The following is a 1,668-nucleotide window of genomic DNA, read 5'->3' as shown; positions in this document are numbered from 1 at the left end:
CTTCTCAGTATGATTGCGCTCAAGGGTGTTTCGGCCCACAAGGATGAGTCGACGCAACAGCGCGCCGGGCTTGTCGGCAAGATCTGGCCATGCGTCGCGCGCGACACCGAGGGCATTGCTGATCTCGGCGGTTTCTGTGATTGCGTGGCGCCGGTGGTCTGTTGGCATGATCGAAGTGTAACACCTGATTCTCAGGTGCAACACCTGTGTGGCTGTGCGCGTTGGCGCTGTGCTGGTGGCTGGCCCTACTTGAACTTCTTCGCCCATGGTGCAGTCTCAACGTCACCGGCGTCACGCCGGCGGCGGTGGGGGCGGGGGAGCCGGCCACGGCAGCACAATCGGCGGCAGCCCGGGGATCTCGAAGACATTCGGGGGCGGCGGCGGTGGTGCCTCCCCGGGAGGCGGCGGAGGAGGCGGCGCACTCGGAGGGGGCGGCTGGTACACCGGCGCGGGGACGTAACCGGTGCTGGTGTTGATCGTGATGATCGAACCGGGGATGGTCTTACCCTTCGGCGACGTCCCCACGACGGTACCCCTCGAGGAGTGGCTGGCGATCGGCGTCGGTTCCGCTGCGACCTGAAAACCGGCGTCTGTCAACTTCTTCCGGGCTGCATCGAGCTTCAACCCGATCACACTGGGCACCTCGCTGCCGGGGCCGCCGTCGACGTAGCGCGGATCGGTGGGGGGCATGGCCACCGGGCCGAAGTCCTCGGCGATCGGCTTCATCGCCAGGTACCAGGTGCGGGCCGGTTCCGTCCCGCCGTACAGGTTTCCGCTACGGCACTGGCGCAGCGGATACGAGCACAGGCCCGACGGAGTCGGGGAGTCGTCGAAGATGTAGTTCGCGGCGGCGTACTGATTGGTGAAGCCCAGAAATCCCGACGACCGGTGCGATTCGGTGGTGCCGGTCTTGCCCGCCATCGGCAGATCCCAACCGACCGAACCCGCCGCGCTGGTGGCGGTTCCGCCGGTGTGGTCCTCGCCCAGCGCATTGGCCATCGTGTTGGCGAGCCCTTCCGGGACGGCCTGCTCGCAGGGCGTCGTGTCGAGGGAGACCTCACCGCCGTGGCGGTCGAAGACCTTGTCGATCGGGCTGGGCGGGCACCACACACCACCCGAGGCCAGCGTCGCGGCCACATTGGACAACTCGAGCGCGTTGAGCTCCAGGGGGCCGAGCGTGAACGATCCGAGGTTCTGCCGCTTGACCCAGTCGGCGATGCTTTCGTTGGTCTCGGGGTCGTACGCGCGGGCGGTCCCCGGCTCGGCGTAGGACCGCAGCCCGAGCCGGACCGCCATGTCCACCGCGCGGGGCACACCGACCTGGGAGATCAGCTTGGCGAACGCGGTGTTCGGCGATTTCGCCAGCGCATCGGTCACGTTCAACTGGCCGGCGAATCCGGAGACGTTCTTTACACACCAGGTCTTCGGCGGGCACCCCGGTTCGGTGCTGTCGCCCAAGCCGGTCCCCCGGAATGTCTGCGGTACATCCAGTTTCGCATTGATGCCCATCCCCATCTCCAGCGCCGCGGCCGTCGTGAAGATCTTGAAGATCGAGCCGGCGCCGTCGCCGACGAGGGAGAAGGGCTGCGGCTGCACCGTCTGCCCGGCGTTGAGGTTCAGCCCGTAGGTGCGGCTGTCCGCCATCGCGAGGATGCGGTGGGAGTCCTT

At 67.3% G+C, this 1,668-nt stretch carries 1 protein-coding gene; it reads right to left on the bottom strand.

Annotated elements, in window-relative coordinates; translation table 11 throughout:
* Window positions 1-291: 291 nt before the first annotated feature.
* A partial coding sequence (locus WA944_RS00005; protein WP_526646023.1) for a penicillin-binding transpeptidase domain-containing protein occupies window positions 292-1,668 on the bottom strand: 1,377 nt, incomplete at its 5' end.

The organism is Mycobacterium sp. (assembly GCF_049683355.1).
Classification (GTDB): domain Bacteria; phylum Actinomycetota; class Actinomycetes; order Mycobacteriales; family Mycobacteriaceae; genus Mycobacterium.
The sequence above is the reverse complement of the archived record's forward strand: the minus strand, read 5'-3'. Positions and strand labels throughout refer to the sequence as shown.